Origin of the sequence: Salinimicrobium sp. 3283s (genome assembly GCF_039602225.1) — a bacterium.
Classification (GTDB): Bacteria; Bacteroidota; Bacteroidia; order Flavobacteriales; family Flavobacteriaceae; genus Salinimicrobium; species Salinimicrobium profundisediminis.
This window is the reverse complement of sequence record NZ_CP143631.1, coordinates 1,845,956-1,870,687: the sequence shown is the minus strand read 5'-3', so window position 1 is coordinate 1,870,687 and position 24,732 is coordinate 1,845,956. Positions and strand designations below refer to the sequence as shown.

27 protein-coding genes are annotated in these 24,732 nt (G+C 43.0%); 11 read left to right on the top strand and 16 right to left on the bottom strand.

Annotation, left to right across the window (positions count from 1 at the left end; genetic code table 11):
* Positions 1–85: 85 nt before the first annotated feature.
* From VS868_RS08255 to VS868_RS08235, 5 genes are all read left to right on the top strand, one after another.
* Complete coding sequence (locus VS868_RS08255; protein ID WP_345596607.1) at positions 86–1,045, top strand: alpha/beta fold hydrolase; 960 nt, start codon at positions 86–88, stop codon at positions 1,043–1,045.
* Between the two features lie 59 nt (positions 1,046–1,104).
* Positions 1,105–1,962 carry a YicC/YloC family endoribonuclease gene (locus VS868_RS08250; protein ID WP_345596605.1) on the top strand — a complete coding sequence of 286 codons (858 nt, stop codon included), beginning with the start codon at positions 1,105–1,107 and terminating at the stop codon, positions 1,960–1,962.
* A complete protein-coding gene (gmk, locus tag VS868_RS08245) occupies positions 1,962–2,552 on the top strand; it encodes a guanylate kinase (protein WP_345596603.1) in 591 nt (196 codons plus the stop codon). The genes VS868_RS08250 and gmk overlap by 1 nt, the downstream gene beginning before the upstream one ends.
* Positions 2,549–3,133, top strand: a complete 585-nt coding sequence (gene nadD, locus VS868_RS08240; RefSeq protein ID WP_345596601.1) for a nicotinate (nicotinamide) nucleotide adenylyltransferase — start codon at positions 2,549–2,551, stop codon at positions 3,131–3,133. The genes gmk and nadD overlap by 4 nt, the downstream gene beginning before the upstream one ends.
* A 252-nt stretch (positions 3,134–3,385) precedes the next feature.
* Entirely contained in the window at positions 3,386–4,381 is a 996-nt protein-coding gene (locus VS868_RS08235; RefSeq protein ID WP_345596599.1) for an NAD(P)H-dependent glycerol-3-phosphate dehydrogenase, read from the top strand.
* Between the two features lie 140 nt (positions 4,382–4,521).
* Here VS868_RS08235 and VS868_RS08230 read toward each other — a convergent pair whose 3' ends face one another.
* The 4 genes from VS868_RS08230 to VS868_RS08215 all read right to left on the bottom strand — a co-directional run bounded on the left by VS868_RS08230 (position 4,522) and on the right by VS868_RS08215 (position 6,556).
* Complete coding sequence (locus VS868_RS08230) at positions 4,522–4,917, bottom strand: hypothetical protein (RefSeq protein ID WP_345596597.1); 396 nt, start codon at positions 4,915–4,917, stop codon at positions 4,522–4,524.
* Entirely contained in the window at positions 4,917–5,084 is a 168-nt protein-coding gene (locus VS868_RS08225; protein WP_266068104.1) for a hypothetical protein, read from the bottom strand. The genes VS868_RS08230 and VS868_RS08225 overlap by 1 nt, the downstream gene beginning before the upstream one ends.
* Positions 5,081–6,100, bottom strand: a complete 1,020-nt coding sequence (gene pheS / locus VS868_RS08220; protein ID WP_266068105.1) for a phenylalanine--tRNA ligase subunit alpha — start codon at positions 6,098–6,100, stop codon at positions 5,081–5,083. Before pheS ends, VS868_RS08225 begins: the two co-directional genes overlap by 4 nt.
* 99 nt (positions 6,101–6,199) lie before the next feature.
* Positions 6,200–6,556: a hypothetical protein gene (locus tag VS868_RS08215; RefSeq protein ID WP_345596594.1), complete on the bottom strand. Its 357-nt coding sequence runs from the start codon at positions 6,554–6,556 to the stop codon at positions 6,200–6,202.
* Positions 6,557–6,603: 47 nt separating this feature from the next.
* Here VS868_RS08215 and VS868_RS08210 point away from each other — a divergent pair, with 47 nt between their 5' ends.
* The gene (locus VS868_RS08210; RefSeq protein ID WP_266068108.1) at positions 6,604–7,134 is read left to right on the top strand and encodes a CvpA family protein; all 531 of its coding nucleotides are present in this window, start codon (positions 6,604–6,606) and stop codon (positions 7,132–7,134) included.
* Between the two features lie 31 nt (positions 7,135–7,165).
* Here the strand turns inward: VS868_RS08210 and can are convergent, their stop codons facing one another.
* The 12 genes from can to VS868_RS08150 all read right to left on the bottom strand — a co-directional run bounded on the left by can (position 7,166) and on the right by VS868_RS08150 (position 20,057).
* Positions 7,166–7,801, bottom strand: a complete 636-nt coding sequence (gene can, locus VS868_RS08205) for a carbonate dehydratase (protein ID WP_345596591.1) — start codon at positions 7,799–7,801, stop codon at positions 7,166–7,168.
* A 69-nt stretch (positions 7,802–7,870) separates the two neighbouring features.
* A complete protein-coding gene (locus VS868_RS08200; RefSeq protein WP_266068165.1) occupies positions 7,871–9,421 on the bottom strand; it encodes a SulP family inorganic anion transporter in 1,551 nt (516 codons plus the stop codon).
* A 163-nt stretch (positions 9,422–9,584) separates the two neighbouring features.
* Entirely contained in the window at positions 9,585–9,875 is a 291-nt protein-coding gene (locus tag VS868_RS08195; protein WP_345596589.1) for a hypothetical protein, read from the bottom strand.
* 145 nt (positions 9,876–10,020) lie between these two features.
* Positions 10,021–10,770 carry a tetratricopeptide repeat protein gene (locus VS868_RS08190; protein WP_345596587.1) on the bottom strand — a complete coding sequence of 250 codons (750 nt, stop codon included), beginning with the start codon at positions 10,768–10,770 and terminating at the stop codon, positions 10,021–10,023.
* A complete protein-coding gene (locus tag VS868_RS08185; RefSeq protein WP_345599826.1) occupies positions 10,767–12,530 on the bottom strand; it encodes a BatD family protein in 1,764 nt (587 codons plus the stop codon). Before VS868_RS08185 ends, VS868_RS08190 begins: the two co-directional genes overlap by 4 nt.
* Positions 12,531–12,536: 6 nt before the next feature.
* A complete protein-coding gene (locus VS868_RS08180) occupies positions 12,537–13,418 on the bottom strand; it encodes a tetratricopeptide repeat protein (RefSeq protein ID WP_266068112.1) in 882 nt (293 codons plus the stop codon).
* Positions 13,418–14,458, bottom strand: a complete 1,041-nt coding sequence (locus tag VS868_RS08175) for a VWA domain-containing protein (RefSeq protein WP_345596583.1) — start codon at positions 14,456–14,458, stop codon at positions 13,418–13,420. Before VS868_RS08175 ends, VS868_RS08180 begins: the two co-directional genes overlap by 1 nt.
* A gap of 12 nt (positions 14,459–14,470) precedes the next feature.
* A complete protein-coding gene (locus VS868_RS08170; protein ID WP_266068114.1) occupies positions 14,471–15,475 on the bottom strand; it encodes a VWA domain-containing protein in 1,005 nt (334 codons plus the stop codon).
* Positions 15,475–17,109, bottom strand: coding sequence for a DUF4381 domain-containing protein (locus tag VS868_RS08165; RefSeq protein ID WP_345596580.1), 1,635 nt, complete (start codon positions 17,107–17,109; stop codon positions 15,475–15,477). Before VS868_RS08165 ends, VS868_RS08170 begins: the two co-directional genes overlap by 1 nt.
* Before the next feature lie 10 nt (positions 17,110–17,119).
* Positions 17,120–17,983 (bottom strand): DUF58 domain-containing protein, encoded by an 864-nt coding sequence (locus VS868_RS08160; protein WP_266068116.1) that lies wholly within the window; start codon positions 17,981–17,983, stop codon positions 17,120–17,122.
* Between the two features lie 100 nt (positions 17,984–18,083).
* Positions 18,084–19,088, bottom strand: coding sequence for a MoxR family ATPase (locus tag VS868_RS08155; RefSeq protein WP_266068118.1), 1,005 nt, complete (start codon positions 19,086–19,088; stop codon positions 18,084–18,086).
* Between the two features lie 150 nt (positions 19,089–19,238).
* The gene (locus VS868_RS08150; RefSeq protein WP_345599805.1) at positions 19,239–20,057 is read right to left on the bottom strand and encodes a DUF4382 domain-containing protein; all 819 of its coding nucleotides are present in this window, start codon (positions 20,055–20,057) and stop codon (positions 19,239–19,241) included.
* A 148-nt stretch (positions 20,058–20,205) separates the two neighbouring features.
* Here VS868_RS08150 and VS868_RS08145 point away from each other — a divergent pair, with 148 nt between their 5' ends.
* The 5 genes from VS868_RS08145 to VS868_RS08125 all read left to right on the top strand — a co-directional run bounded on the left by VS868_RS08145 (position 20,206) and on the right by VS868_RS08125 (position 24,730).
* Positions 20,206–20,973 (top strand): aldo/keto reductase, encoded by a 768-nt coding sequence (locus VS868_RS08145; RefSeq protein WP_345599804.1) that lies wholly within the window; start codon positions 20,206–20,208, stop codon positions 20,971–20,973.
* A gap of 22 nt (positions 20,974–20,995) precedes the next feature.
* Positions 20,996–21,748, top strand: coding sequence for an SDR family NAD(P)-dependent oxidoreductase (locus tag VS868_RS08140; protein WP_266068122.1), 753 nt, complete (start codon positions 20,996–20,998; stop codon positions 21,746–21,748).
* 6 nt (positions 21,749–21,754) lie between these two features.
* Positions 21,755–22,891 (top strand): ATP-binding protein, encoded by a 1,137-nt coding sequence (locus VS868_RS08135; RefSeq protein ID WP_266068123.1) that lies wholly within the window; start codon positions 21,755–21,757, stop codon positions 22,889–22,891.
* Positions 22,892–23,620, top strand: coding sequence for a metallophosphoesterase family protein (locus VS868_RS08130; RefSeq protein WP_266068124.1), 729 nt, complete (start codon positions 22,892–22,894; stop codon positions 23,618–23,620).
* 105 nt (positions 23,621–23,725) lie between these two features.
* The gene (locus VS868_RS08125) at positions 23,726–24,730 is read left to right on the top strand and encodes an acyl-ACP desaturase (protein ID WP_266068125.1); all 1,005 of its coding nucleotides are present in this window, start codon (positions 23,726–23,728) and stop codon (positions 24,728–24,730) included.
* Positions 24,731–24,732: the final 2 nt, after the last annotated feature.

Below are 24,732 nucleotides of genomic sequence, written 5' to 3'. Positions count from 1 at the left end.
ATTTTGAGATAAAATTACAAATTTATACTATGCATGCATAACGAATTTTTCTTTCATTTACAGTTCTAAAACCTTACACCGCTCGATGCCCATAGTAGAAAGTACATATAAACCCCCAATGATCTTCAGGAATTATCACGTCTCAACCGTGTATTCTGCCATGATTAGACGGGCACCTGTAGCGCAGCAGCGCGAGCGGATAAACCTTCAGGATGGGGATTTTCTGGATCTTGACTGGAGCTTTTCCGAAGAAAGATCAGAAAAAGTACTTATTGTAATTCACGGGTTGGAGGGCAGTGCAAAACGCCCTTACGTTACCGGGCTTGCCAAATATTTCACTCAAAAAGGCTGGGATGTTGCTGCCGTGAACCTTAGAGGTTGCAGCGGCGAGATCAACCGCCATTTCAGGTCTTACCATGCCGGGGCCACCAATGACCTTCAGGAAGTGGTGGAGCATATTCTGAAGAAAAACAAGTATGCTACAATGGCCTTTAACGGCTTCAGCCTTGGTGGGAATTTAATGCTGAAGTACCTTGGCGAAGACAGGGAAATTCCGAAGCAACTCAAAGCAGCAGTGATGGTCTCGGTGCCCTGCGACTTACATGGCAGTTTGAAACAACTCGAGAAGAGGGAGAATTTTCTCTACGCAAAACGTTTCCAGATCAAACTTCAAAATCATTTACGCCAGCGCGCACAGCATTTCCCCAACCAGTTAACCACTGAAGAAATCAATGCCTGTGACAGCCTGTTAGACATTGATGACCTGTATACCAGCAGGGCCCATGATTTTGAAAATGCGCTAGATTACTACCACAAAAACAGCTCCCGTCGTTTTCTTGAAAATATTGGGGTGCCCACCCTGCTTATAAATGCTAAGAATGATGGCTTTTTATCTCCTGCCTGCTATCCTTTTAAAATTGCTGAAGAAAGCAAATATCTTTACCTGGAAACGCCTGAGTATGGCGGACATGTAGGTTTCATGCAAAACAAACCGGAGACCTATACCGAAGAGCGCGCATACCAGTTCATACATTCCCACCTCTAGCCACTTTTCTTTGTACCGCCTTGAATTTGTTTATCTTTGTGCATCAATAAAATTACCGTATGATTCAGTCCATGACCGGTTTTGGAAAAAGCGTTTTACAGCTGCCTTCCAAAAAGATCACCGTAGAGATCAAATCCCTCAACAGCAAAAATTTAGATTTAAATGCGCGCATCCCATCCCAGTACAGGGAAAAGGAGTTACAGCTACGCAATAAAATTTCACGGGAACTCACCCGCGGAAAAGTTGATTTTTCGGTTTATGTTGAAGTTACAGGAGAAGAAACCAGCTCGGCAGTCAATGCGGCTGCAGTAAAAAAATACATGAACCAGTTGCGGGAGATCTATTCGGCACCTGATGTTGACCTTCTTCAAATGGCAGTGCGCATGCCCGATGCCTTTAAGACGGAAAGAGAAGAAATTGATGAAGATGAATTCAAAGCTATAGAAGAAGCCGTTGATGAAGCACTTAGAGAGATCAATGATTTTCGCTCGGCTGAAGGGAAGGTACTCGAAGATGAACTGGAGCAAAGAGCCGGAAACATTCAGGAGCTGTTGCAAAAAGTAATCGCCATGGATCCCGAAAGAATTGCCGGTGTGAGAGAACGCCTGCAAAAAGGAGTAGCCGAACTAAAAGAAAACGTTGACCAGAACCGCTTTGAACAGGAGTTGGTCTTCTACATCGAGAAATTCGATATTACCGAAGAAAAGGTGAGACTGGAAAACCACATGGACTATTTTCAGAAGACACTTGGATCATTAGATTCCAACGGGAAAAAACTCGGTTTCATCTCTCAGGAGATGGGTCGTGAGATCAATACCATTGGCAGCAAATCAAACTATGCACCCATGCAGCAACTGGTGGTGCAAATGAAAGACGAACTGGAAAAGATCAAAGAACAACTTCTAAACGTACTCTAATGGCTGATGGCAAATTAATCGTTTTTTCGGCACCATCAGGATCGGGAAAAACAACTATAGTAAAATACCTGCTTGCCCAGGAAGAACTAAATCTTGAATTCTCCATCTCTGCAACCTCGCGCGCACCAAGAGGTACAGAAGTGCACGGCAAAGATTACTACTTTTTGGACCTTAAGGAGTTCAAAAATAAGATCAAGAACAACGAATTTTTGGAATGGGAAGAAGTTTACCGCGATAATTTCTACGGAACGCTTAAGAGTGAAGTAGAGCGCATTTGGTCACATGGCAAAAATGTCATTTTTGACATCGATGTGGTGGGCGGGCTCGACATTAAGAACATCTATCCTGAAAAAACCCTGGCCGTATTCGTAAAACCCCCCAGTATTGAGGAGTTAAAGATACGCCTGAAGAAACGCAAGACAGAATCGGCCGACAAGATTAGCATGAGGGTGGCAAAAGCCTCTATTGAGCTGGCTACTGCCCCACAGTTTGATCACATTATCATCAACAACGACCTCAATACTGCCCTCGAAGAGGCTTACACTTTGGTGACCGATTTTGTGGGCGCTACTAAAGTCTCAAAAAAGTGAAAAAAAGAATAGGTTTATTTTTTGGCACTTTTAACCCTGTACATGTAGGGCATCTTATTTTGGCCAATCACTTGCTACAGTATTCAAATCTCGATGAAGTATGGATGGTGGTAACACCACACAACCCGTTCAAGAAGAAAAGCAGCCTCTTAAATAACCATCACCGATTTGAAATGGTTTGGCAGCTGTGCGAAGAATATCCCGGAATAAAACCGAGTGATATTGAATTCAATCTGCCACAGCCCAATTACACGGTGTATACCCTGGCACACCTGGAAGAAAAGCATCCAGATTATGAATTTGTATTGATCATGGGAGAAGATAACCTGAAGAGCTTCCCGAAGTGGAAAAATTATGAGGTTATTCTCGAAAGGCATGATATCCTGGTGTACCCAAGATATTCTGAAGGAGAAAATCATCCCGAATTGCTGGAGCACCCCAGAATTACCCTTACCGATGCCCCAAGAGTAGAAATTTCATCCACTTTTATAAGAAATGCAATTAAAGAGGGAAAAGATGTGCGGCCTTTATTACCTCCCACAGTTTGGAAGTATATTGATCAAATGAACTTCTACCGCTAAAAAAAATTGCCTCCGAAGCTTAAGCTTCCGGAGGCAATCCTCACTAACTAACCAACCAAAAAAGAAAACTCTTCTTTTAATTATAATCTTTCTTATATCATAACGCAATTGAAGTGCTATTCGTACATCATTAATACCTGCAAAATGTTAAAGTTTTAAAGTTTATAAATAGCTTTTTAAACTATTCTTTGCTACGGCTATTCTTATCAACCCCTTTATTTTGCTTATTTTTGGTGACACAATTACCGTTCTATGGAGAAATCGCCGAAATTTGCCGTTATAGGCGGAGGGAGCTGGGCTACAGCTAATGTAAAAATGCTTTGTGAGAACCTCGACGAGGTTACCTGGTACATGCGCAGCGTTTATGCTATTGAACACATTAAAAAACAGGACCACAACCCCAATTACTTAAGCTCGGTAGAATTTGACAATTCTCAACTCTATCTCACCAGCGACATAAACGAAGCCGTTAGACGGGCAGATGTATTGATCTTTGCAATTCCTTCAGCTTTTCTAAAGCGGGAACTCGACCATCTCACCGAATCTCTCCAGGAGAAGATCATCTTTTCGGCCATTAAAGGAATTGTACCCGAAACCAGCCTTATTGTTGGCGAGCACTTCCACAAGACTTACAACATACCTTACGAAAACATTGGGGTAATTACAGGGCCATGCCACGCAGAAGAAGTGGCACTGGAGCGTCTTTCTTACCTCACCATCGCCTGTTCTGATGAAGAGAAGGCAAAACTGGTTGCCAAACACCTTAGTAGCGATTACATCACCTGCAAAACAAGTGATGATATTGTGGGTACCGAATATGCTGCAATGCTCAAAAATATTTACGCTATTGCTGCAGGTATTGCTCATGGCCTTGGGTATGGAGATAATTTTCAAAGCGTCTTGATGAGCAACGCCATAAGGGAGATGAAGAAGTTCATCAAAAAGGTGCATAAGATGAAACGGAATATCAACGATTCGGCTTACCTGGGCGACCTTTTAGTGACGGGATATTCTACCTTTAGCCGTAACCGGATGTTCGGGAATATGATTGGAAAGGGCTACACGGTAAAGAGTGCACAAATGGAAATGAGCATGGTAGCCGAAGGTTATTACGCTACAGACAGTGCTTACAAAATAGTGCAGGAAACGGGAGCTAAAACTCCTATTATAAACGCCGTTTATGGTATTTTATACCAGGGAAAGGAACCAAAGAAAGTATTCAATAAACTGGCCGAGAAACTGGACTAATACGGAGACCTGCGAGGTTTTAAAAACCTTGTAGGTTTTTCATTCTGATAAGACCTACAAGGTCAAAAAAAAGACCTTGCAGGTCTTCTAAATTTTTATCGCAATCTACTCCTCTCCTTTAGAGAGGCGGGGAAGAGGTTTTACTTCAGCAGCACGCCTTTCTTCGGCATGACCGGAAGGTCTTGCAGGGCTTTTTCATTGATGCTGTTCTTCTGGAATACAAATTTCTTGTGAAACATCTTTCCTTCAGCAAAAAAAGAAACTGAGAATTCGTTGTTCAGTTGCAACACGTCGTCCTGCAAAAATTCCACTTTAGCAAAAGATTGCGGTGGCAGGTTTGTTATACTGTGCCTCATGGTTGAAGTTTCCTTCTTTCCGTCGTAACCTTTAGAAACGATCAGGACTCCTTCAATGGCTTCGGGACGATCATTTATGAGATAGATGTTCCAGTCAAGGCTGCCATATTCTTCGTGTTTTTCACGTACGGCTGCAATGAAAACATTCTTCACCTGCGGGATATCAATATCCTTTTTCACTAACGATCTAATTTGCTTTTAGCCCATTTGTAAACACCCCATAAAATTAATGCGGCAACCACCACTAAAATTGCTCCTATGGTGAATTCAATGATCTCAATAGCTACTAATAGGATGATGATCGCAACTGCAATGATTCCAATAAATACCAGGCCTGCTGTTTTCATATAGACGATTTAAACTGTTCCAGAAATCTCATGTCGTTCTCATAGAACATCCTAATATCCCCTATTTGGTAAAGTAGCATGGCAATTCTTTCTATTCCCATTCCAAAAGCAAAACCTGAATATTCTGAAGGATCTATGTTACAATTGCGAAGTACGTTTGGATCTACCATACCGCAGCCCATGATCTCCAGCCAACCCGTACCTTTTGTGATGCGGTAATCGGTTTCTGTTTCAAGGCCCCAGTAGATATCAACCTCTGCACTTGGCTCTGTAAAAGGGAAGTAAGAAGGGCGTAACCTTATCTTAGATTTCCCGAACAACTGCTTTGTAAAATACAACAAAGTTTGCTTCAAATCTGCAAACGACACATTTTTATCAACATACAGGCCTTCTACCTGGTGAAAGATACAATGTGATCTTGCTGAAATTGCCTCATTTCTGAAAACCCTTCCGGGAGAGATCGTTCTAATTGGCGGCTTGTTATCCTCCATATACCGCACCTGTACCGAAGAAGTATGCGTGCGCAACAGCACATCGGGGTTGGTTTGGATAAAGAAAGTATCCTGCATATCCCTTGCCGGGTGGTATTCCGGAAGGTTTAATGCAGTAAAGTTATGCCAGTCATCTTCCATCTCGGGCCCTTCAGAAACATTGAACCCAATATTGGAAAAGATCTCGATGATCTGGTTCTTTACGATAGAAATTGGATGGCGAGCACCTATCTCAACCGGCTCCCCGGGGCGTGAAAGGTCTCCGTAAACCCCTTTCTCCTCCTCGCGGCTCTCCAGTTCTTCCTTTAATTTCTGAACTTTATTGGTAGCAGCATCCTTCAGCTCATTCACCGCCTGCCCAAATGCTTTTTTCTCTTCATTGGGCACCGCCTTAAATTCAGCAAAATACCCGTTCAAAATGCCCTTTTTGCCAAGGTATTTTATACGAAAATTTTCAACTTCATCTTTAGTATTCGCCGTGAAGGCTTCAATTTCAGAGATATGCTCCTTAATAGTTTCTGTCATGGTCCCTTGTCTTTAGGAAGCTGCAAATTTAGGAAAATAATACGGCACTCCAACTGTGGGTGCCGGTGCAATATTTGGGTAGCTAACCTGCCAAAAATGTCATTTTATATATTCCTTTCCCAAAAAGTACTGCACTATAGCTTCTTTCATGAGTACCGCCTGTTCTCCGGGTTTTAAGGTCGGCAGGTTTTCAACCACCTTATAATGAGGCCAACCTTCATCATCAAAATATTCAAATTCATAGTAACCATAAGGCTCCAGGAGTCGGCAAATGGCGATGTGCATCAAATCGAGCTTGTGATCTTTTTTGAATTTCCTGTGAATTTGCCCCAGTTCCTGCAGGCCAATTATATATATGATAGCATCGAGCTCGAGCTTCTCCCCGTCGGCAAACTGCTTTGAAAGTTTAGTTTCGACCTCGGCCCAACGTTGTTTTAATTGTTCATCTCTAGACATGGCGCAAAGATAATTACTAAGAACCGGAAATTGCTATCTTTGGGAATATGAATATCCTGGATCTGCTGCTTAGCATTTTTCTACTTTTAGGGCTTGTAAGAGGGCTGTTTAAAGGTTTCTTTGCAGAACTTGCAGCCCTGTTATCTCTCATTTTGGGAATATATGCTGCCATTCACTTTTCGGGCAGCACCTATGTTTTTCTCGGTTCCTTTATCAACTGGGATGAAAAATACCTGAGTATCCTGTCTTTTGCCCTTACCTTTTTCGTGGTGGCGCTCATCATTTCTCTGGCGGGGAGCTTTCTCACCAAAATGGTACATATGGTGGCACTGGGTATTATCAACAGACTGGCAGGTGCAGCTCTGGGAGTGTTAAAAATGGCATTTTTGGCAAGTATTTTTATAATGTTCGTAGATGGCTTTGAAGTCTTTGATGCCGAAGAAGCTACGAAAGAAGAATCTGTATTATACGCCCCGGTGAGTGTACTTGCACCGGCAATTCTTCCTACTATTATTAAAGAAATAAAAGAAGGGGATCTTTTTGAGACTTCTTCTGAAGCTGAAACAACTCCAAAATAATCTCCGAAAAATCCCCTTTTTGGAAGGTATATTAGAAGTTTAACTGGTAAACCTCGTCCAGTTCAGAATTGTTGCTGATGTTTACACCCAGATCTTTGATAATTCCTGAGCCAACCCCGTACACAGCGCCGTGCAGGAATAGATCCTGATTGTTGTTCCATGCATTTTGAACAATAGTGGTCTTAGCCAGGTCATAAACCTGCTCTACCACGTTCAACTCAACAAACCTGTCAAATCGCTCTTTTTCATCAGCAATACTATCCAGTGTATTCTTATGCACACGGTACACATCTTTTATATGACGAATCCAGTTGTCTATAAGCCCGATAGACTGGTTCTTCATTGCAGCCTGCACACCCCCGCAGCCGTAGTGGCCCACAACCATCACGTGTCTTACTTTTAAATGATTTACAGCATAATCGAGCACACTTAACATATTCATATCGCTGTGTATAACCATATTGGCTATGTTTCTGTGAACAAAGACTTCCCCGGGTGCCGCCCCAATAATCTGGTTGGCTGGTACACGGCTATCTGCACAACCTATCCAAAGAAGCGGTGGCTGTTGTCCCTTTTCAAGTCTTTTAAAAAATTCAGGGTCTTTATTTAACTCATGTTCTACCCACTCCTTGTTATTCTTTAATATTTGATCAAATAATTGTGCCATTTTATTTATTATTTAGTTTTTTAGATTCACCTGCTATAGCAGGCATATTCTGTTTGAATTTAGTTTGTCTTAAGCTGTCTTAGGTCTCATAAAGAACTGCTGATAGCTGGACGGGTTTTCTACCGTGCCTCTTTGAGAAATAATTTTAATGTTAATTTTTTTCTCTTCTGCCTTGATTCTGAAATCATCAAATATCTCTATAATATCACTATCAAGATAATGAGTTTTGCTCACATCCATGATGAGATATGAATTTTCTTCAAGCCGATTAAGCTCTTTTATAATTGCCCCTTTATTGATAAAGGTAACTTCTTCGGCCAACCTCATTTTCACCGTCTTTTGCCCGTTTTGCACATCCTCTTTATGCAGGAAGTAAGAGTTTTGGTAACTCTTGATAAGGATCACACAAATACCAACCAGTAATCCCATGGTAATCCCTACCAGCAAATCTCCAAAGATAATACCTACTACCGTAACTATAAAGGGTACAAATTGCTTCCATCCGGCGTTGTACATCTGCACAAAAAGCTGCGGTTTTGCAAGTTTATAACCCACAAGAAACAACACGGCCGCAAGTACCGACAACGGAATGAAATTAAGGATTGTAGGAATAATAATTACAGAGATAAGCAACAAAAATCCGTGGATGATGGCAGAGAGTTTGGTTTGCCCTCCAGACTGGATGTTAGCCGAACTTCTTACAATTACCTGTGTGATAGGTAAACCTCCAATAAATCCCGAGACAAGGTTTCCGGTTCCCTGTGCAAATAATTCCCTGTTTGTAGGCGTAGTTCTTCTATGAGGATCAAGCTTATCTGTAGCTTCTACACAAAGAAGGGTTTCAAGGCTGGCAACAAGCGCCATAGTAAAAGCCGTGATCCAAATCTCTGAACTTCCAATCATTTTAAAGGAAGGAAAAGTGAATTGCCCTATAAAAGAGTCAAAACTATCAGGTACGGGCACGTTTACCAGGAACTTCTCATCAATAGCAAACATGGAGGAATCACGGGTTACAATAAAGAAAATAATTCCTACTACCACTGCCACGAGCGGCCCCTGTATCAACCTAAAGATCTTGCTTTTCTTAGTAAGCACCGAGTCCCATAGAATGAGGATCCCCATTCCTATCAGGGCAATTACAGTAGCCCCCACACTTATACTATTAAAAGCATTACCTATTCCTTCAAGAGAATAAATATCCCCAATGTTTCCATCATATCCAAAGAAGTGCGGGATCTGTTTTAGAATAATAATTATCCCAATTCCCGTCAACATTCCTTTAATTACAGACGATGGAAAATAGTACCCGATGATCCCGGCTTTGAGCACACCAAATAAGATTTGGATAACTCCTGCCAAAACCACGGCTAAAAGAAAGTCTTCATAACTTCCCAAACTGGCAATTGCAGCAAGAACTATTGCCGCCAGTCCGGCAGCGGGGCCACTCACCCCTACGTTAGAACCACTTATGGCTCCAACCACAATACCTCCAACAATTCCGGCAATTAATCCTGAAAATAAAGGTGCGCCACTGGCTAAGGCGATTCCTAAACAAAGTGGTAAGGCGACAAAAAATACTACAACACTGGCCGGCAAATCACTTTTGAGTTGCTTGAACATAAAATATATACGTTTACTCACAGGAACTTCTTTTGCTCCTGCAATTGGTTATTAAAACTTGATAAAAAATGAAAGGCCTTGCCAAAAGTGCAAATACAGCACATGGAATATCTGGGCCGCAAAAGTGCAGCCACATAAAAGCAGACCTAAAAAACGGATATAATTATATGCTCTTGGGCGGGGGAGAAATTACCTCCAGGTAAACCGGATAATAATTTTTGGTGTAGGAAAAATTTTCTTTTTGATGCGCTTTTAGATATTCAATACTAACGTGGTTTGAATAATTATCTTCTATTACAGTTTCAAAAGAAGCCAGGTTCTTTGAAGAGTTTTCCTCCTCGTTTGTCGTAAAGGCAAAAGATATATCTACAGAGTCGTCTATTAAAGCAATAGTTGTAGGCCCCACAATAAATGTGAAGAAAACAAAGAACAATATGTAAGCGATCTTTTTCAAAGGTTACAAAAATAACATTTTTGACGAGTGTCACAAATCTTATCACTTTCCCAAGTCTCCTAAAACACAGTAAATGGGGGAATTTTCAATTCTTTTTAGGTATGGTAAATAAGTAAAATTTATACTTGTTTGCAGAAAAGCTGATTTACAACCTTTTGAGATTGTCTTCTTCTAACCATCCCCGGCTTCCGTTGGGCAGCGCTATTTCTACCCAGTCCTGGAAATTTTCAGTGATCTTCACCTTCGCCCCTTCATGAAGTAAAAAGGCATCTTCGGCCCTGGGAGAGGGTTCGTTCTTTATTTGTACTTCTTCAGAAAAAACAATAGCATAATTACTCTCCTTATCAAAGCTCTGTTTTGTCGCAGCCACTACTGCTGAAGATATAGCCATCACCAAAAAGAACATCGCACCTATAAACAGCAGCCTTTTCACCAAAGTTTTGTTACTGAAATAGTAAACAAGGAAAAAGACCACAAACACGAGCATACAAAAAATAGCTACCAATCCCCATCCTGAAGCTGAGAACGCTGCAGTAGAGGTGTCAAAAATGCCTTTAAAGCCTGCCTGTTCTTCCTCTCCTATGGCATCAATCGCCATGTTCCTGGCAAAGCCAAGATTATTACGCACATCTTCATCACCGGGTGCGAGTTGCAATGCTTTTTCGTAATGAAAAATACTTGGTGCAACCCGGTTAAGCTTATAGTAGCTATTTGCGAGGTTGTAATGCAGTGCTGCCGAAGTTTGTCCGTTTTCCAGGATCTGTTCGTATTGCGTTATGGCTTCCTCATAATTTCCTGCGGCGTAAGCTTTATTTGCAACCTCAAAAACCTGAGAATTCTGTGCTGTTGCACTTAAGCTGAAACACAGTGCCAGTAAAAAGATCAGCTTTTTCATACTTGTTTATCCAATTCTGAAATTACACGTACTGCCTTATCATAATCCTGCTGCATGGCAACATTTGAAGCCGGGGTGTAGCGGGCAAATTCACAGCTCTTAAGCAGTTCATTGAATTCTGCTACTGTACCTGCATTGGCACCTCTACTTTCCAACAGCTCCTTTATGCGCTCCTTGCTCATCTCGCTGGTTTGTATGTGCAGTTTTGCCTTTAAATAATTGTGCAGTGCCCTTTCCAAAGATTCATAAAACTTGGTTTGGTCTCCCAGGTTCTTTTTAGCTTCAGACAAATATTTACGCGCCAGTCGGTCAGCTTTTCTAATTCGGTTACCCCGCACATCACCTGCTTTTGCACGCCTCTTTTTTCCGAAGAGAATTACCAGCGGAATGAAAAGCAACGGACTCAAAAACAACGTCCAGAATAAAGCCGACCCCATGAATGGTGCCTCTCCAACAGTTTTTAGAGAAGTATTAAGCTTAATATACCGGAATTGATTTGTCGCAGCAGGCACCTGTTGCGCTACTGCAGACGGGTTATTGCCCGGTGTTGCACGGCTTCCTGCCGGCGGGGCCTCAACTTCGAGCAGGATCTCCTGTGAAGTAAGGGTTTTGTAGGAACGGGAATCAAGATCAAAGTAACTAAAACTCACCGGCGGAATGGGAACCTTGCCTTTGCCCTGTGGCACAAGTGTATATTGATTAGCAATGCTTCCCTGCATCCCGTTGATCGTGGTGTTTACATTTTCAGTATACTCCGGCTCATATTTTTCCATAGAGGCCGGTACTGTTAACGGTGGAAGATCAAATAATTTAAGGTTCCCCTGGCCCCGCACCTCAACTGTAGCCTGTAAAGATTCTGTTGCCCTAAGTTCAGTTTTGTCTGTGGTAACTTTAAGGTTAAGATTTTTACCCACAGCCCCTGTAAAATCGCCAGGGCGGCCTTCCTGTGGCAGCGGTTTTACATCAATCACCCGGTTACCCGCAGCGACTACTTTATCTACTGTTTCGTAGAACCTGTTTCCAAAGATATCCCTTCGGTTGCCCGGAACTTCTACTGAAATATTCAATGTAAGGGGTTCTATATTTAGTTTTCCGGTCTTCTGCGGATAAAGGACTGTTTTCCGAAGTACTACAAAGCGATAAGGCTCTCCTTCATAAGTGCCGTTTTCTACTTCCAGCCTTCTAATGTCAATATTCTGACTCCAGAAATCACTAAACTTGGGGCTATCAAGCTGCCGCCAGTCACTCACGTTAATCCGCGGACTCACATACAGCTTGTACACTACCGTAATGGCTTCATTGAGATAAGGATTGGTGTTGGAGATTTCTGCCACCAAATGAAGATTTTCTGAAGCCACATACTCTGAATTCTCCCCATCGGTAGGCTGATCTACGGCAGCCGTTACCTCCACCTGTACTGGTGTTGTTTTATAAAGCTTACCATCAATTGTGATCTCGGCCTGCCCAATGGTAAATTTACCACGCCCTTTTGGGGCAAGAAAATAGCTGTAGGTTTTAGAATAAGTCCGTTTGCCGTTGATCCAGCTGTTGCTCACCGCCTGGTTGGGACCTCCCACTACGGTAAAATTGGTGAACTCTGGCGGATTAAAATTATCTCCATCCTGGTTCATCTCAAAATCTACCCTAAGGCGCTCATTCACCCCCAGCCTGTCCTTACTTACCTTAGCCTCAAACTGCACCTGCCCAATGGCAAGACCAGAGAGTAGTAACATTACTAAAAGTACCAGTTTATGCTTCATCATTAACTACCAGTCTTTTTCTGTTTGCACAGGAACTCCTTTAGCCTTTTTGGCATTTATCCTTTCCTGAACTTTCTTTTCTTCATTTCCCATAGCTTCCAGTAAATTCTTCACCTGTTGTGGTGAAAGCTGGCCCGGTCGCTGCTGTGGCTGTTTAGGCTGCTCTCCTTCTTTTGGCTGCTCCTGTTTTTTCTGTTCTTTATCATCGGGTTGGCCGGCTTTGTCTTTCTTCTGCTCGCCTTCCTTGTTCTCATCTTCTTTTTTATCGCCACCTTCCTTTTCATCAGGCTTGCCATCTTCGTTCTGCTCCTTCTCGCCTTCGCCGTCCTGCTGCTCTTTTTGATCCTCTTGCTTTTGTTGATCCTGTTGATCTTTCTCTTTGCTGTCGCCGCCGCCACCTTGTTTTTGCTCTTCTTCCAGCATCTTTTTAGCCAAAGCCAAATTGTAGCGGGTCTCGTCGTCTTTAGGATTATTGCGCAGGGACTGCTTATAAGCCTCAACAGCTTCACTATATTTCTTTTGCTTCATATAGGCATTCCCCTGGTTGTGAAAAGCATCGTGTTTTAAAGGCTTTTCTTCGGCTGTTGCTGCAGCACCGCGATGTCGCTCCAGCGCCTGATACGTTATATCTTTGTTGTAGTAAAGATTTCCGAGGTTGTATTTTGCTTCGGCATTTGCCGGGTCTTTTGCTATTGCCTTACGGTAATACGCCTCGGCCGTAGCAGGGTCATTATCTGCCAAAGCAGCTTCGGCCTCCTGCATATACTTTCTTGCAGCTTTAACTGCTGCTTCAGGATTTTCCTGTGCACCTGCAACCAACGGAAAAGAAAAAAGCAAACCCAAAAACAGCATTTTTGGCAGGTGTGGTTTCATCATCCTATTCATCATCAGCTTCTTTTTTCGTTAAACAAATTTAACCTTTTTAACCAGGAAGTTTGTCGCTCAAGCAAAAGTATATCGAGCAACAGGAAGAGCAGACCCAGGGCTAAAAACCACTGAAACTGGCTTTTGTAATCGGCCACCTGCTGGGATTCAAACTCCTTCTTGTCCATATTCTGAAGAATGTCGGTCACTTCTTCCACTACCTGCGCTGTATTACTGCCATCAATATATCTGCCGTTTGCTTCGGAAGCTATCTCCTTCAGGGTTTCCTGGTCAAGCCGGGTGATCACCGTTTCCCCCTGATTATTTTTCTTATAATTCTGAACTACTCCGTTCCTTTTGATGGGAATTGGCCCTCCTTTGGCAGTTCCCACTCCAATAGTTACTATCCTGATGCCTTCTCGGGCGGCTTCAGCAGCAATATCTTCAATATTACCCTCATGATCTTCCCCGTCGCTAATAAGGAATAAAACCCTATTGGTTTGCTCGTCATCATTAAAGTAGGACTTAGACAGCTCAATCGCTTCCCTAATGGCTGTTCCCTGCGATGAAAGCATGTCGGTATTCATGCCCTGCAGAAACATTTTTGCCGCAGCATAATCTGTCGTGATTGGCAACTGCGGAAAAGCACTTCCGGCATAAGCTATGATCCCCACGCGGTCACTCGCCAGGTTATTGATGATTTGGGTTACCAGTTGTTTTGATTTCTCAAGCCGGTTGGGGGCAATATCTTCGGCCAGCATACTTTTCGAGACATCTATTGCAAAAACAACATCAACCCCTTCCCGTTTTACAGTTTCCAATTTTGTGCCAAACTGCGGATTCACCAGGGCAATAACAAAACTGGCAATAGCCAGGCAAAGCAGCACAATTTTAAGCACCTGCTTTCCGGTAGAGCGATTAGGGCTCAACCTGTCCAGCAACTCCTTATCGGCAAACTTCCGCTGCGTTCTTTTTTGCCAAAAGATGACCATGGCATACAGCAGTACAATGACCGGGATACCTATCAATAACCACAAGTAAGTCTTATCTTCTAACAAAAACATCTTATTCTCTTTTTAAACAAAGCTTCTGAAAATAGTAAATCTCAACAGCACTTCCACCAATAACAGGAATCCTGCCAGTAAAATCAAAGGCCGGAATTTCTCTTCATAATTATAGAACCTGAATTCTTCTATTTCAGTTTTTTCCAATTCATCTATCTCATCATAAATCGCCTCGAGGGACTTATTATCGGTCGCCCGGAAGTATTTTCCACCCGTGGTTTCAGAAATATCTTTCAAAAGAGCTTCATCGATCTCTACCGGTACCCTGCCGTACTGGAAACTTCCGTTAGGCAAAATTGCTATGGGAGAAAGTGCGGTTCCATTACTCCCCACGCCAATGGTGTAAACTTTAATTCCAAATTCCACTGCCAGTTCGCTGGCAATCTTTGGATCTATAAAACCTGCATTGTTCATCCCGTCGGTAAGCAGGATCACTACTTTACTTTCGGCTTTACTGTCTTTTAATCTATTTACTGCTGTAGCGAGGCCCATCCCAATTGCTGTTCCATTTTCGAGCACATTGTTGTATTCAATATCTTCAAGCGCACTTAGCACTATACTCTTATCACTTGTAATTGGGGTTTGGGTAAAACTTTCCCCGGCATAGACTACTAGCCCAATTCTATCTGCAGGACGGTTTTTCACAAAATCGGCTGCCACTTCTTTTGTAGCTTCCAGCCGGTTGGGATCTAAATCGCGTGCGAGCATACTGGCCGAAACATCTATAGCCATGACAATGTCGATACCAAAGTTACTACTGGTACGAGACGAGACATCAACGCTGCGGGGCCTGGCAAGGGCAGTAATGACCAGTGCAAGCACCAACAACCTGAGCACCATGAGAATGGGCCGCAGCTTCCCTAACATACCGGGTTTAGCCTCAAAACCTTTGATGCTCGAGATCCTGAGTTCGGCGGTTTGCCGGTGTCGTTTCCAAATGTACCAGCCCAGGGCCAGTGGCAAAAGCAACAATAACCAAAAGAACTGCGGATCTTCAAAAACTAATCTTTCGAACATTAATTGCTGTTGTTTATAAGTTCAACCGATGTGGTGATGCGCTGGGCGATCTCATCGGCATATTTGTCATTTTCATTATAGATCACTACCACCTGCTGGAATCCTTCTCCCATTCCGAAGTTTAGGATAGTGTATTCTTTGGAAACAGGTTGTGATTTTTCATCTTTTTGAAGGCTCATGGTTCCAAATATTTTGAAACCGGGAGCTCCGTTCAAAGTTTCATAACCTTCCTGTTTGGTGATGATGTTCTTTGCACCGTTAGCCTCAAGGAAGGCATAAACATCTTCTACAGCCATCTCCACATCAAAATCTTCACTGGCGGGGCGCGTACTTACACTTACAAACAGGTTGGTATCAAGGCTGCCAAAGTTAAAGGTCTCTTTGCCCTGCGACATTCCTACGCTATCGCGGATATTTCTTACCAACACATCGGGCGTGGCAATAGTAACAGACGGCGTACCATATTCACTGGAGATCCAATCGCTCTCAAGCATCTCTTTACTGCTGTTCCCAATGTAGGTGTCTGTGAAATATTCTATCCCGCGGGTAGAAATGAGGTATGCAGCACCTGCACTTATAAGAAGTACAACTGCAACGATCCCAAAAATGATCTTTTTGACCTTCCTTTTTCTTTCAAGTCGCTCCCTGTATTCACGATCTCTCAACAGTTCTTCTTCTGTTGGCTGCGGGATAGAAGCTTTAGTGTCTTTTATAACATTTTCAACACTGCTGCGGTCTTCTTTTGCCGTAAGCACATCGGGTTTGGAGTTGGCAAATTTTGCAAGATCGGCTCTTTCCAGTATTTCTTTTAAGCGGCTAATGGTGGTGTTTTCCAGTTTCAGTTTACCCTTGTCTCTTTCGGCTTCAAGGTAGGTGATAAGCTCATTGGTGGTACTTTCCAGTGCATGGTCATAGATCTCTCCATCAAGGTATCGCCTTACTGCGGCAGAGAGCTGGGAGTAGTATTCTTTTATTTCCCGTTGCTCCAAAAGATGAGAATCGTCCAGCTGCTTTAGCTCAAAAAGTGCACGCTCATAAGGCGGAAGCTGTTTTGCAGCCTCTTTTCTCTTTTTCCTGCTCCTGTAAAGCAGATATGCTACTATCCCCAAAAGAATAAGCCCCAGCAGCCACCAGAGCCAGGTGGGAACACCAAAGGCCGGCGGTACTTCAACAGCAGGTTTTATGGGAAACATTTTTTGTTTGGTAGTATCAACTACCACATCATTCACTACCACCGAAAACGAATCGGTGCGAAATTCCCTGTCGTTTATTAAAACACGCTGCCGCGGAATGGTATAGCTGCCTGAATCAAACTGAGTAAGCGCATATTCGCGGGTAAGGCGGTAACGGTCGCTTATCTCGCTGGTGTCTATTGCAAAAGTCTCTATCATTTCGAGCGGAGAGAAGCTCTGCCCTTCGGGGAAAACAACCAGGTCTTCACGACTGGTTTCCACAGCCAGTTTATAGGTGATCTGCTCCCCTATCTTTATCGTAGTGGTGTCTACGGAAGCAGAAACTTCCTGTGCCTGCCCCCTAAAATTGTTAAGCAGCAGAAAAAATGTACACAGGCAGAAAAAGAGAACGCTCTTCGCGGGGGTGTCAAAAATGCCATTCTGCCTTACTATTTTTTGCATTGGTATTCTTTTATCTGGCCTTGAAATAGCCCAGTAATTTTTTTACATAACTTTCATCTACACGGGTGCTAAGGCTTCCCGCTCCACTTCTTCGGAAGCTTTCAGTAAAATATTCCACCCTTTCGTGGTAATACTTCGAATAATTGCGGCGCACTGATTTGGAAGAAGTATCTACAAGTATCCTTTTTCCGGTTTCTTCATCCTGCATGGCGACCATTCCCAGGTTAGGAATCTCTTCCTCGCGCTCGTCATAAACCCTAATCCCGGTCACATCATGCCTACCACTGGTGATCTTTAGGGTACGCTGATAATCTTCAGCAATAAAATCGGAAAGCACAAATACAATGGCCTTCTTCTTCATGACGCGTGAAAGGTAGCTCAGGGCATTTTCCAGGTTGGTCTTTTGGCTTTTAGGTTCAAATTCCAGCAGTTCGCGGATAATACGAAGTACATGAGAACGCCCTTTTTTAGGCGGAATATAAAGTTCAATAATATCTGAAAACAGGATAAGCCCTATCTTATCATTGTTTTGGGTAGCCGAAAATGCCAAAGTAGCGGCAATTTCAGTAATAATGTCCTGCTTGAACCCATTGCGGGTACCAAACAATCCGGAGCCGGAAACGTCAACCACCAACATCATGGTAAGCTCGCGCTCCTCTTCGAACACCTTCACAAAAGGTTCAGAATAGCGGGCAGTAACATTCCAGTCAATATTCCTTACATCATCCCCAAACTGATACTGGCGTACCTCGCTAAAGGTCATTCCCCGCCCTTTGAAGGTAGAGTGATATTCCCCGCCAAAAATGTGGTCACTTAACCGGCGGGTCTTAATCTCTATTTTTCGTACTTTCTTGAGTAACTCCTTAGTATCCATTTCTTCAATTGACAATGATCAATAAACAATTATCAGTGACTAATTAACAGCTGACAGACCTTCAAATTCTGTTCATTGCTAATTGCTAATTGTTCATTGTTTAAGGTACTTCGATCTCGTTGACGATCTTGTTGATGATATCTTCAGAAGTTACATTTTCGGCTTCGGCTTCATAGGTAATTCCAATCCTGTGGCGCAGCACATCGTGTACTATGGCGCGAACATCTTCGGGCACCACATAACCCCTGCGCTTAATAAAGGCGTAGCATTTTGCCGCCGTTGCCAGGTTGATACTTCCCCTTGGCGAAGCACCAAAGTTGATTAAAGGCTTAAGACTTTCAAGTCCGTACTTTTCAGGGAAACGAGTTGCAAAAACGATATCCAGGATATATTTTTCGATCTTTTCATCCATATAAACCTCGCGCACCGCTTGCTGGGCTCTGGCAATTTGATCCAGGCTCACCACCGGATTCACCTTCTCAAAACTACCTTTTAAATTGGCACGAATGATCATTTGCTCATCGGCCATTTCAGGATATTTAATGACGGTTTTCAGCATAAAACGGTCAACCTGCGCCTCGGGCAGCGGATAAGTTCCTTCCTGCTCTACCGGGTTCTGGGTTGCCATTACTAAAAACGGCCTGTCCAGCACAAAGGTCTCTTCCCCAATGGTCACCTGCTTTTCCTGCATGGCTTCCAGCAAAGCCGACTGCACTTTGGCCGGCGCCCGGTTAATCTCATCGGCAAGCACGAAATTTGCAAAGATGGGCCCTTTCTTTATGCTGAAATCATTCAGCTTCATATTGTATATAAGGGTACCTACAACATCTGCCGGAAGAAGATCGGGTGTAAATTGTATACGACTGAAGGAACCATGTACGGCTTGCGACAGCGTATTAATAGCAAGGGTTTTTGCCAGTCCCGGCACACCTTCAAGAAGAATATGCCCCTGGCCCAGCAAACCAATTAACAGACGTTCAACCATATGCTTCTGGCCCACAATGACCTTCTTCATTTCTGAACTTAAAATATCAACAAAGGCACTTTCGCGCTCAATTTTTTCATTGATACTGGCTATGTCTACCGAGCTGTTATTTTCCTGCATGGATAAAAAATTTTATTTAGGTGAAGATACTTATCTATTGTCAACGGCGCAACCTCAGCAAATATTCAACCAAAGTATCTTAAATTTTTGTTAAAACAAAAAAAGCAGCGGGGTTACCGCTGCTTTAAAAATGCTTTTTTAAAGACTTATTTACTCTCCGTCAAGGAACATAGGATCAAGAGGCACTGTTTCCCCCTGTTCAACCTCAACGTTATTCACTACTGCAGAATTAAGCCCGGAACCTTCGGCAGGGACAGCGGTAACTTTATAAGTACCTGCAGGCAGCCCGTGTACTTCAAACTTTCCATTGGCATCGGTATAAGCAGAAGCATTCACAGTAGCGTTTTGAACTTTGATCAAAGCCTGCTCTGTAGTTGGATGTACGCTCCCCATAATAGAACCTGATTTCTCTTCAACTGCCATTCTTATTACAGGGTGAAGGTTGTAACCATCGGCTGAAGTATTTTTCACAGATTGGTCTACATCAAAATCAAGAATAAAAGTGTACTCGGCATTTGCTTCCAGTTCCTGCCCCACCATTACTTTCAAGCCAGATTGTTGACCGCTCGGGGTTTTCAAAGCAAATTCCTGCTCTACATCTCCATTCATAACAACAACACTGTTGTCACCACCTAATATAAGTCTTATCTGGTGAAGGTAACCGGCTTCAATTTCGGTGTCTACCAATAATTCGGTCACACCACCTGTAAGGCTTAAAAGATCAATTACTCCTGTGTTCACTCCTTCAAGGCTCGTCCAGCCTTCTTCGTCATTACCTTCGGTGGTTGTTTTTATCATTACATCTTCAACTTCCACGTATACGTGCTTGTAATCACCGGGAGCATCGGTTAGTTCTACTGCCACTCTTGCAGTACCCCTGTCGGAACCACTGGCATCGTCATCTGAACTACAACTAACAAGCCCGCTAAGCAGGGCAGAAAAGAATAAAAATAAATGATACTTTTTCATAAATGATTTGTTTTGGTTTAGGCATGATAACGCTCGATGAAAGGGTTTAATCTATCGATAAACGAAGTTTAACTCTTTTTAACTCTCCTTCGAATTCTTTAACAATCCGCCTCCTTCGTAGAAGAATAGAGTTCATTACTTTTAAAACATGAGGCAAAGAAATTCTTATTCCCGTATTATTCAGGATCCTGAAGCCTGGCAACAACTTTCAAAAGGAAAGAAAATTCAGCTTTTTCAACATTGCGTGGAAAAAGGAATCACCAGTTTTTTAATTGACCTTTCCGGGACCCAAAGCTACACTCATGACCTGGGAGCTGCATTTAGCGAGAGCGGATTAAGCCGTGACCAGGTACAAATAGCAGCCTGTCCCGGTACAAATCTTACAGAAGAACAAGCTATTTTTGACCGGGTAGATGAAATTCTCGAACTTCTGGATACCGACTACCTCGATCTATTGCTTCTCGATTTTGACGTACCATCAGAAGTCCTTCTTTCGGCTATAAAAAAGCTAAGGGCAGTGGGTAAGATTGTGGAAGTTGGAATAGTGGAAAAACGCCTGGGAGAGAAAAAGGCATTTTTGGAAGATTTTCCTGCCAGCGCCACACTTTCTGCCTTCAGTTTTACACCCGCAGCCGTGAAAAGCCTTACCTTAGCTGAAGCTGCTTCCGAAGGGATCACTCAAATGATCATTCCTGAAAGCGGGGACTGGGAAAATGAGCATGAAGAGCTCCAAAAAGCCGCCGGAAAGTACAACCTGCGCCCAAAAGAGCTGCTTTTTGCATGGTTACTGCACCACAAAGCCCAGTTTCATGCTGTGATTAAAGGAAATTCTGAAGCGATAATAGATTCGGCATATAAAGCTTTCCATACCTCTATCATTGAAGAGGATTTTAAAAAGCTGCCGGAAAGACTTTGAAAAAAACACTTTTTTGACACCTATGAACAAAACAGCTTTAGTCACCGGCGCCAGTAGTGGAATTGGCAAAGCAACCGCGAAAGCACTGGCCGGTGCAGGTTATCGCCTGGTTATTTGCGGCAGAAGAAAAGAAGCCCTGGAGACCTTAAAAAATGAACTAAGCGGTAAAACTGAAGTTCACATCCTTCAGTTTGACGTGAGAGATAAAGAAAAGGTGAAGGAGGCCATTCAAAGCCTTCCGCAGGACTTTAAGACCATTGATGTACTGATTAATAATGCAGGAAATGCCCACGGTCTTGACCCAATTCAAACGGGGAACATTGAAGACTGGGACGCAATGATAGATATTAATGTAAAAGGCCTGTTGTATGTAAGCCGGGAGATCATTCCGCAGATGGTGGAAAGGGGCGCCGGAGACATCATCAATATTGGCTCACTGGCGGGAAAAGAAGTTTACCCAAACGGGAACGTATACAGCGCCAGCAAACACGCTGTTGATGCTATAAACCAGGGAATGCGCATAGACCTCAACGGAAAGGGGATAAGAGTGGGCGCCATTAACCCGGGGCTGGTAGAGACCAACTTTAGTGAAGTGAGGTTTAAAGGAGATTCCGAAAGGGCAAAATCTGTATACACTGGCTTTAATGCCCTTAAACCTGAAGACATTGCCGAGATCGTAGCTTTTGTGGTGACCCGCCCGCCACATGTGAACATTGCCGACCTGCTGGTACTGCCTACCGCACAGGCAACTTCTACCATTGTGCACAAGGAATAGGAAGAAATGATTAATAAGCGCCTTCTTATCAAAAACCTGCTTGCGCATAACAGCGAAAATAGTTTTTACGATAAAAAGCGCCAGATCAACCTGGGGGAAAAAGAAGGAAAGGCCAAATTTTTAAAACATATATGCGCCCTTGCCAATTCCAACCCCAACAATAATTCTTATATGGTGATTGGCGTAGAAGACGCCGACAACGAAATACAGGGAGTAGATTTTTTTGACGACAGCAAGATCCAGAACCTCGTGAATGCCTATCTCAAGAACCCTCCGCTGGTAGCCTATGAGAATATTCCATTCCCGCATTTGCCCCACGACATGGTGGTGGGATTGGTGACCATTAAACCCAACAAAGGTACAACCTGTTCGTTGCGAAAAGGCATCTGGAAGTATCCTGCGGGCAGTACATTCTTCAGGGAAGGCAGCATAAGCATAGCTTCAGAATTTTCCCGGGGCATTCAAAGCGATAATTCAGAAGTAGTGGGTGCCATTGAGGCGCATTCTCAGAATAACGTACAACTTACCCTTGACGGGGTATTCGACTTCATGGGAAAACATGAGAACCTGAGCCCCGAGTATAAGGTTTTTAAAGAGTACTTTGTAGTGTGCTGGAGCGGCAAGAAGAAAGAAATCAACCAGGAAGTTTACTACTCGAGAGTAGATATTGAACTTATTAATGAGCAGGTAAAACTTTTTTATTCTGAACTTGATGAGGTGAGCATTAATATTTCTGAAGACCTTTTTACCATTTTGGAGTATGTAAAACTGGGGCTTAATGACAGGTTTAAATACTATCCGCTTGAAGAAGTAAAGATCCTCTTTAAGGATAATGCCACTTACGAGATTAAAACCAACATGCTTTTTGAACCTCCGCAATTCGAGAAAAGAACGCTTTACCACATCTACAATTCCAATATTGCACTGGTACAAAAGCTGAAACAAAACTTGCAGCTGACCCCTTCCGAAGAAAAAGACCTTTATAATGTGCCTGCCACTTATTTATTATGTCATTTCAACGGCTTTAGCGAAGCCCTTGACAGGCTGGAAGATGCTAAAGAAGAACTGAAGAATTTTGATGAAAGAATATATCAGCAGTACAAGGAAAGCCTGCGGATATTGAGGAAAGTAAAATATAATTAAATGAAAAGGACTCTTGTAATAGGAGATATTCATGGAGGTTTAAAAGCGCTTGTTCAATTACTGGAAAGGGCCAAAATAACGCCAGATGATAAGATCATATTCCTGGGAGATTATGTAGATGGCTGGAGCGATTCGGCCAATGTGGTTTCCTATCTAATAGAATTTTCAAAACAAAACACCTGCATTTTTTTACGCGGAAACCATGACGACCTCACCCACCGTTGGTTAAAAACCGGCGAGCTGAATGATAAATGGCTGCAACACGGGGGGCAGTCGAGCATTGATGCCTACCGTAGATTTACCAATAAAGAAAAACAGGAGCACATCAGGTTCTTTGAAGAAATGGTCAATTATTATATTGATGCCGAAAACCGGCTTTTTGTACACGCCGGGTTCACCAATCAAAAAGGCCCCGAAGAGGAATATACCCCCACGCCGTTCTACTGGGACCGCACCCTCTGGGAAATGGCCATGGCTGTTAATCCCGCATTAAAGCCGGGAGAAACGCATTATCCAAAACGCCTGGAGCTATTCAGGGAGATCTATATTGGCCATACGCCGGTTACCAGGATTGGTGAAGACAAACCTGCGAATTTTGCAAATGTTTTTAACATAGACACCGGTGCGGCCTTTATGGGAAAGCTATCTTTACTCGATGTAAATTCAAAAAAAGTGGTTCAAAGTGACCCGGTACATAGCCTTTATCCTGACGAATCGGGTAGAAATTAAGAATTTTTTTAACGCTCTCCTCTATTAACTTTCTATCTTTGTAGATTACCAAAATTATAATGGTTCGGTTCTTGAGAATATAACCATGAAAAACACCCTACCTATATGGCGCTAGAGAATATTAGATTAGAAGTAATGAAGACTGTTGAAAAGTCTATCGATGAATTTGTAGAAAAGTATCTCATTCCGGTGGAAGATATCTGGCAGCCTACAGATCTTTTGCCAAATTCGCAGAAAGAGAATTTCTTTGAAGAAGTGACCCAGATCCGTGAAGAAGCACAGGAACTCGGATACGATTTCTGGGTGGTGCTCGTAGCCGATATGGTCACCGAAGAAGCCCTGCCTACTTACGAATCCTGGCTTATGGACATGGAAGGTGTAGAACAACACGGGGCCTCAAAAGGGAATCAAAACGGATGGGCTAAATGGATTCGCCACTGGACCGGCGAAGAGAACCGTCATGGAGACACCCTCAACAAATACCTTTACCTCTCGGGCAGAGTAAACATGAGAGAAGTGGAAAAAACCACGCAACACCTCATTAATGATGGTTTTGACATTGGTACCGGGCGTGATCCTTACCGCAATTTCGTATATACCAGCTTCCAGGAACTGGCAACCAATATTTCTCACAAACGAGTAGGGCAACTTGCGAGAAAGAAAGGTAATAAAATGCTGGCCAAGATGTGTAACATCATCGCGGGAGACGAAATGCGTCACCACCTTGCCTACAGGGAGTTTGTAAAGACCATTTTTGAGTACGATCCAAGTGAGATGATGCTTGCTTTTGAAGATATGATGAAAAAGAAGATCGTTATGCCTGCCCAGTTTATTAGGGAAAGTGGCCAGGGCATTGGCGAGGCTTTTGAAAACTTCTCAAATGCCGCACAAAGGCTTGGCGTCTACACCACGCAAGATTACATCGAGATCCTTCAAAAACTGAATGACTACTGGGAAATTGACAAAATGACTTCCCTTACAGATAAAGCCGAAAAAGCCCGTGATTACCTCATGAAACTTCCAGACAGGATGACGAGAATTGCTGAGAGGATCAAAGTTCCACAAGATCCGCATCAATTTGCATGGGTAACGCCAAACGGAAAGTTATAAGC

Excerpts from the sequence above, each read along its gene's own strand:
- VS868_RS08255 (WP_345596607.1), top strand. The coding sequence starts at position 86 with ATGCCCATAGTAGAAAGTACATATAAACCCCCAATGATCTTCAGGAAT.
- VS868_RS08250 (WP_345596605.1), top strand. The coding sequence starts at position 1,105 with ATGATTCAGTCCATGACCGGTTTTGGAAAAAGCGTTTTACAGCTGCCT.
- gmk (WP_345596603.1), top strand. The coding sequence starts at position 1,962 with ATGGCTGATGGCAAATTAATCGTTTTTTCGGCACCATCAGGATCGGGA.
- VS868_RS08235 (WP_345596599.1), top strand. The coding sequence starts at position 3,386 with ATGGAGAAATCGCCGAAATTTGCCGTTATAGGCGGAGGGAGCTGGGCT.
- VS868_RS08225 (WP_266068104.1), bottom strand. The coding sequence starts at position 5,084 with ATGAAAACAGCAGGCCTGGTATTTATTGGAATCATTGCAGTTGCGATC.
- pheS (WP_266068105.1), bottom strand. The coding sequence starts at position 6,100 with ATGACAGAAACTATTAAGGAGCATATCTCTGAAATTGAAGCCTTCACG.
- VS868_RS08215 (WP_345596594.1), bottom strand. The coding sequence starts at position 6,556 with ATGTCTAGAGATGAACAATTAAAACAACGTTGGGCCGAGGTCGAAACT.
- VS868_RS08210 (WP_266068108.1), top strand. The coding sequence starts at position 6,604 with ATGAATATCCTGGATCTGCTGCTTAGCATTTTTCTACTTTTAGGGCTT.
- can (WP_345596591.1), bottom strand. The coding sequence starts at position 7,801 with ATGGCACAATTATTTGATCAAATATTAAAGAATAACAAGGAGTGGGTA.
- VS868_RS08200 (WP_266068165.1), bottom strand. The coding sequence starts at position 9,421 with ATGTTCAAGCAACTCAAAAGTGATTTGCCGGCCAGTGTTGTAGTATTT.
- VS868_RS08190 (WP_345596587.1), bottom strand. The coding sequence starts at position 10,770 with ATGAAAAAGCTGATCTTTTTACTGGCACTGTGTTTCAGCTTAAGTGCA.
- VS868_RS08185 (WP_345599826.1), bottom strand. The coding sequence starts at position 12,530 with ATGAAGCATAAACTGGTACTTTTAGTAATGTTACTACTCTCTGGTCTT.
- VS868_RS08180 (WP_266068112.1), bottom strand. The coding sequence starts at position 13,418 with ATGATGAATAGGATGATGAAACCACACCTGCCAAAAATGCTGTTTTTG.
- VS868_RS08175 (WP_345596583.1), bottom strand. The coding sequence starts at position 14,458 with ATGTTTTTGTTAGAAGATAAGACTTACTTGTGGTTATTGATAGGTATC.
- VS868_RS08170 (WP_266068114.1), bottom strand. The coding sequence starts at position 15,475 with ATGTTCGAAAGATTAGTTTTTGAAGATCCGCAGTTCTTTTGGTTATTG.
- VS868_RS08165 (WP_345596580.1), bottom strand. The coding sequence starts at position 17,109 with ATGCAAAAAATAGTAAGGCAGAATGGCATTTTTGACACCCCCGCGAAG.
- VS868_RS08160 (WP_266068116.1), bottom strand. The coding sequence starts at position 17,983 with ATGGATACTAAGGAGTTACTCAAGAAAGTACGAAAAATAGAGATTAAG.
- VS868_RS08155 (WP_266068118.1), bottom strand. The coding sequence starts at position 19,088 with ATGCAGGAAAATAACAGCTCGGTAGACATAGCCAGTATCAATGAAAAA.
- VS868_RS08150 (WP_345599805.1), bottom strand. The coding sequence starts at position 20,057 with ATGAAAAAGTATCATTTATTTTTATTCTTTTCTGCCCTGCTTAGCGGG.
- VS868_RS08145 (WP_345599804.1), top strand. The coding sequence starts at position 20,206 with ATGAGGCAAAGAAATTCTTATTCCCGTATTATTCAGGATCCTGAAGCC.
- VS868_RS08140 (WP_266068122.1), top strand. The coding sequence starts at position 20,996 with ATGAACAAAACAGCTTTAGTCACCGGCGCCAGTAGTGGAATTGGCAAA.
- VS868_RS08135 (WP_266068123.1), top strand. The coding sequence starts at position 21,755 with ATGATTAATAAGCGCCTTCTTATCAAAAACCTGCTTGCGCATAACAGC.
- VS868_RS08130 (WP_266068124.1), top strand. The coding sequence starts at position 22,892 with ATGAAAAGGACTCTTGTAATAGGAGATATTCATGGAGGTTTAAAAGCG.
- VS868_RS08125 (WP_266068125.1), top strand. The coding sequence starts at position 23,726 with ATGGCGCTAGAGAATATTAGATTAGAAGTAATGAAGACTGTTGAAAAG.